This is a genomic window from Pseudomonas nicosulfuronedens, assembly GCF_005877905.1.
Lineage (GTDB): Bacteria > Pseudomonadota > Gammaproteobacteria > Pseudomonadales > Pseudomonadaceae > Pseudomonas > Pseudomonas nicosulfuronedens.
The window spans coordinates 1-4,690 of record NZ_SWDV01000084.1; the positions used below are offsets into that span (position 1 = coordinate 1).

The window sequence follows — 4,690 nt, forward strand, 5'->3', positions numbered from 1 at the left end:
AGCGCTCAATTCACCCACCGCAACATGTCCTATCGCATCGTGGAGCGGTGATTGGCGCGTTATACGAAAGTAACCAAACGCACTTGGGAATATTTTTTACAGACGTAAAAGGGAGATTCCACACCACTGGAGTCTTATCTATGAAGCCCCTTCAGATCCAATATTTTAACCATTCCGTATTGGCGACGCGACTTGCTAAAGAGGTTCAAAGCAGGGCGGTTACGCTGGATGAATTGAGCGCTGCGACTCATATCCCCAGCGATTCTCTGAATGATTTCATCACCGGAACGCAGTGCCCGACGCTCCATCAACTCGCAACAATCGCGTCCGTGGTTGGCCTCTCGCCGGCATGGCTCGCTTTCGGCCAGGGCGAAGCGGAATTGCCGTCCGTGGCGTCCGCCCGGGGCGAGTACGCAAGTGACTTGCGTCTGTCACCGGATGAGCTGAAAGCTAAGTACAGCTTCGAGCATCCCCTTTTCAACCAGGCCACGTGGATCAACCAGGTAGCCGCCGGCATTTACCTCGAAGGGTACTGGGCGTGGACAGCTGAGCAGCTCAGAGAGCTCAACTCACCCGAGTAAGCGGACGGCGCCGCCGCAACACAATACATGTGTGGGACAAACTGTGGTTCAGAACTGGAGCTATTAACCTGAACTTAGTATTGGCGCTGCCTCTAGCCTTTAAGTACGGGGATAATTTATCCCCGTACTTTTCCAAGAAATCTGGTACTTTTCGCGACCGTAGTAGAGGGAAGAACGATGCCTCAACGAACGAGCGTCCACACCGGGCGACTTGCCATTCCGTTGCCTGAAAACTGCTCCGATGAATTTGCCGCGGGATGGTCGCTGGCTGACATGCACTTAGCCGTGCCCCCCCTCCCCTCCTTTGTTCCCCCCCAAGACTGGACGGACGAAAAACAGGTTGGGTATCAGGCGCGCATGGCTGCGACGTGCTTTCTGTCGCGTGAAGAGATGAAAAATTAACTGTTGCTACTAGCAACACACTCAACAGCAGAACCGAAGGCCCAGCGTGTCAAAGCTCACTGCCGCATTCGTCAAGGATCAAACCAGTCCCGGTTCATACGGTGATGGCCGTGGGCTCATTCTTAAGATTCGAAAGAACGGGACAAAAACTTGGCTTTTTCGCTACAGTTTCGGCGGTGATCGCTTCGATTTGACCATTGGCGCCTATCCCGGTGTGGGGTTGAAGGAAGCCCGCCTTGCCGCGGATGAGTACCGCCTGCAGATCGCTAAAGGGACAAACCCTCAAGCCGAGAAGCGACAGCAACGGCTGGAGGCGGAAGCGGTAAACCGTAGCCGCGTGGCATTTGAGGATGAAGCCGGTCGATACATTGCGACCCATGCTCCGGCCTGGAGCAAGAAACACCGACAGCAGTGGGAGAACTCTCTCGCCGACTACGTGTTTCCTGTGATCGGTACCATGCGCCCGGCCGATGTCGACACCGACGATGTTCTTGAGGTCCTCGAACCGATCTGGTTGAAAATCCCGGTCACCGCACGGCGTGTGCGAAACAGAATCGAGCTGGTCCTGGACGCTGCCAAGGCTCGAAAGATGCGCGAAGGAGAGAACCCCGCGCGCTGGCGAGGACACCTCGACAAGCTGCTGCCCAAGCAGATCCGTACGAGTGTCCCCTTCCCTGCTGCCACTCCAATCGAAGCTAGGGCTTCGCTTAGCCAGCTCGACAGCATCGATGGAATAGCTGCACGAGCAGCTGAACTGATAATCCTGTCGGTCCTTCGTAACGGAGAGGTATGTGGTGCGCAGTGGCCAGAGTTTGATTTCGGGAACCGCATCTGGACGATTCCACCTGAGCGAATGAAGAACAACCGCACCCACAGGGTCCCTATTACCGATCGAATGCTTGAAGTCATCAACCAGGTGAAAGGGGAGCACAGCGTATGGTTGTTCCCCAATGCGCGCGGAAAGGGACCGTTGCCGAGCAATGCGATCGGGCGCGCACTCTCGAAGCTAAAGGCTCCACAAGGAGTTCCTCACGGCTTCCGATCGACCTTCCGGACTTGGGCAGCTGAGGATACGAGCGTGCCCAGGGAAGTCTGCGAGATGGCACTGGCGCATCGGGTCGCAGGAAAAGTCGAGGCGGCCTACAACCGAAGTGATTTCTTGGAGAAGCGTCGATCGCTGATGGAGCTGTGGCACAGCTACCTGAGTGGCGGCGCCGGCAGTGTTGAGCTCGAGGATTCCTCAATCCCTTCCCAAACGAACCCATCTCCCTGACATAGCGCGCAGGCCTCGCGGTCGGTGGCGTCGTTGTGACAACGTGGGCACTCATAGAACGCCGCCAGGTCGAGGCGAATGCCAATGCCAGCGGCGCGCTCCACGTCGCCGGCATCCTCGGCCAGTTCCTGGGCGGCCAGCAACACGCGATACTGATCGGCGTCCTCGATCCTGGGCGCGCGGTGCGGATCCTCGCCACGCGGCAACGGAACCAGGTGCAACACCTCCCCCGAGTTGAACACTACACGCGTGCCCAGGATCACCCCGCCGCGGTTGGAGCGCATTAACAGCTCCGGCGGATCCACGTCCACCGAGCGCACCACGCCGTCCCAGGGCGTCAGCGGAGTCACTTGGAAGTCGCGGCCGCGGTAAACGCCGTCGCGGATACTGCCGGCGTCATCACCGTTCGCGTCACGCAATTGGTAGCAGGCGAACGGGCTGTAGGGGCGTTTACGCATCAGGACACGGGATGCGCTGCAGTTGGTAGCGCTGGCCGTCGGCGGCGGTGTAGATCGCGCTGGCTAACTCGATCTGCCCGAGCTCGTCGGCGCCGGCGAGTATGCGGAAGGGGGCCAAGCTGTTATTGAGCTCCACGCGGCCCAACGGCTCCCCGTACAGCCGCCCGTTAGGCATGAGTTGCTGCACCGGGTAGAGGTTGCGGTCGACCAGGTAGAAGGCCGGGAAGGGATCGAGGCCGCCGTCGTCCTGCAAACGACGCAGCTTGTAGCAGTGGTCAGGGTAGTAGCCAATGTCGGTCGCCACGAGCGTGCTCCAGTGCGCGGGATTCGGCTCGGATAATATCCCGCTTCGCTCTGCCGCCAATACTGGCCCTAAATTGGCGTACCAGTAGTGGTACTTCTGGCAACCAGTCCCCAACAAAAAGCCCGCCGGGTGGCGGGCTCATGTGGGGGGCAATTTAACAATGGGCCCGTTATGCAAACTCGGCCAGCTGGCCAATTTCAAATGTCATCGTTTGCCGGCGGCCGGCAGCGCTCGAAAGTAACCCGTATCTGATCGGCGAACGCCGCGCAGTCCTCGGCGCTCAACATCCCGGCGGCCTCCAGCTCGATCAGCCGGCCATGCAATACGCCTTGCCACCACACGCGCAGGTCCGCTTCCGGCTCTTGCACAGCCAGGGCCAGAGTGTCGCGCAGCTCGGCCAGCTTGCGCCGGCGGCGGGCTTCGGGGATGTCATCCGGGCACATAGCAGGGGCGGGTTCCTTTCAAGCTGCGATTCGAAGTGACGGATGGGGCTTGCCGACGCGACCGTCGTGATACCACCCGCACCGGCAAGCGCCGGCGTGGAAAACCCACAACAGGACACCAGAAGGTCGTGACGCCAGGATCAGGGGCGAATCCACTACCGAGGCGCCAACGATGCCCGATCTTCATAACCTGGCCGACATCTGCACCATCCTGGGCTTCGCCTTGTCGATCTACCTGATCGCCCGCCGGCAGCAATGACGCCCCGGAAGACCCCCTTAATCACTGAGGAGAGGGTTCCTTTCTGTGTGACGGTAATGCGACACGCCTTGCGGAACTCCATCGATGCGGGGTTGGTGCCTACTCGCTCCCAGCCACCTTAGGGCTGTTAGTACTCGTGAGTTGCGCTAGACGATAGTCGCGCCATGAAGCGGCGATATTCCGCAGAGCGCGATGGTTGTATACGGACAACATCCCTACGTCCAGGAGCGCGTCGTAGTGTCCCTGCACGATACCCGTTCGAACATGGACTTGAAGAGGATCAGTCTCATGACTGATCTGCTCGATGAGCTTCATCATTTTCGCAGAAAGTTGAGGCGATATTTCATCCAGCTTTGGTGTTCTGGGGGCGGTGTTCATTTAAGGTCCAATCACGAGATACCAGAGAGATGTCACAAGCTAGTCGATTTCCTGGTTGATTTTCACGCAGGACCACCGTTCATTTCCATCACCGTCAACGGTGATGCGGTACCTGAAAAGGTCGCCGTCTTCTTCATATAACCGTGATGCTGATCGGCCGCGGTGCCAAAGCTGGCCAGCTGCAGGCCCGTCGACGACAGGAATTTGCGGCGAGTTCATCTGGTGCACGACTCCGTCCCCTAAACAACAAAAGGCCTTTCGGCCCTTTGTTAATACGATCGCTGTTACTGAAGCCAGCTCTCTACGACTTCTGCACCGTACTCCGCCTTCCAGGCCTTCAGGCCGCTGTGATTGCCACCCTTGGTTTCAATCACCTCGCCGTTATGAGGATTTTTATAGGTCTTCACCTGGCGAGGTTTGCGACGGGAGTCAGCTTGGGCGCCTGCCACCTGCCCCTTCAGCCTGCTATCCGGATCCAGGAGACTGATCACGTCGCGCAGCGACTTCTGATGCTTTTCCATGAGATCGCGAAGCTTCTTCTCGAACTCGAGCTCCTTCTGCAGCTGCTCAGAACCTTTGAGCTTCTCCAGTT

General features: G+C 58.5%; 7 protein-coding genes. 3 read left to right on the forward strand and 4 right to left on the reverse strand.

What is annotated here, in order from left to right; translation table 11 throughout:
- Positions 1-140: 140 nt before the first annotated feature.
- Positions 141-581: a helix-turn-helix domain-containing protein gene (locus FAS41_RS30260; protein ID WP_138526950.1), complete on the forward strand. Its 441-nt coding sequence runs from the start codon at positions 141-143 to the stop codon at positions 579-581.
- A 448-nt stretch (positions 582-1,029) separates the two neighbouring features.
- Complete coding sequence (locus FAS41_RS30265; protein WP_138526951.1) at positions 1,030-2,256, forward strand: tyrosine-type recombinase/integrase; 1,227 nt, start codon at positions 1,030-1,032, stop codon at positions 2,254-2,256.
- On the opposite strand, the gene FAS41_RS30270 is transcribed toward FAS41_RS30265, so the two are convergent.
- The 3 genes from FAS41_RS30270 to FAS41_RS30280 all read right to left on the reverse strand — a co-directional run bounded on the left by FAS41_RS30270 (position 2,181) and on the right by FAS41_RS30280 (position 3,461).
- Positions 2,181-2,714 (reverse strand): hypothetical protein, encoded by a 534-nt coding sequence (locus tag FAS41_RS30270; protein ID WP_138526952.1) that lies wholly within the window; start codon positions 2,712-2,714, stop codon positions 2,181-2,183. The genes FAS41_RS30265 and FAS41_RS30270 overlap by 76 nt on opposite strands.
- Positions 2,707-3,018, reverse strand: coding sequence for a hypothetical protein (locus tag FAS41_RS30275; RefSeq protein WP_138526953.1), 312 nt, complete (start codon positions 3,016-3,018; stop codon positions 2,707-2,709). Before FAS41_RS30275 ends, FAS41_RS30270 begins: the two co-directional genes overlap by 8 nt.
- A 197-nt stretch (positions 3,019-3,215) precedes the next feature.
- Positions 3,216-3,461 (reverse strand): hypothetical protein, encoded by a 246-nt coding sequence (locus FAS41_RS30280; RefSeq protein ID WP_138526954.1) that lies wholly within the window; start codon positions 3,459-3,461, stop codon positions 3,216-3,218.
- 547 nt (positions 3,462-4,008) lie between these two features.
- Between FAS41_RS30280 and FAS41_RS30285 the strand changes: the two genes are divergently transcribed.
- Positions 4,009-4,239, forward strand: coding sequence for a hypothetical protein (locus FAS41_RS30285; protein ID WP_138526955.1), 231 nt, complete (start codon positions 4,009-4,011; stop codon positions 4,237-4,239).
- A gap of 143 nt (positions 4,240-4,382) precedes the next feature.
- Here the strand turns inward: FAS41_RS30285 and FAS41_RS30290 are convergent, their stop codons facing one another.
- Positions 4,383-4,688, reverse strand: a complete 306-nt coding sequence (locus FAS41_RS30290; RefSeq protein ID WP_246084976.1) for a histone-like nucleoid-structuring protein, MvaT/MvaU family — start codon at positions 4,686-4,688, stop codon at positions 4,383-4,385.
- Between the last annotated feature and the right edge of the window lie 2 nt (positions 4,689-4,690).

Bases quoted from the DNA above. Each gene is read 5' to 3' on its own strand.
- FAS41_RS30260 (WP_138526950.1), top strand. From the start codon at position 141: ATGAAGCCCCTTCAGATCCAATATTTTAACCATTCCGTATTGGCGACG.
- FAS41_RS30270 (WP_138526952.1), bottom strand. From the start codon at position 2,714: ATGCGTAAACGCCCCTACAGCCCGTTCGCCTGCTACCAATTGCGTGAC.
- FAS41_RS30280 (WP_138526954.1), bottom strand. From the start codon at position 3,461: ATGTGCCCGGATGACATCCCCGAAGCCCGCCGCCGGCGCAAGCTGGCC.
- FAS41_RS30285 (WP_138526955.1), top strand. From the start codon at position 4,009: ATGACTGATCTGCTCGATGAGCTTCATCATTTTCGCAGAAAGTTGAGG.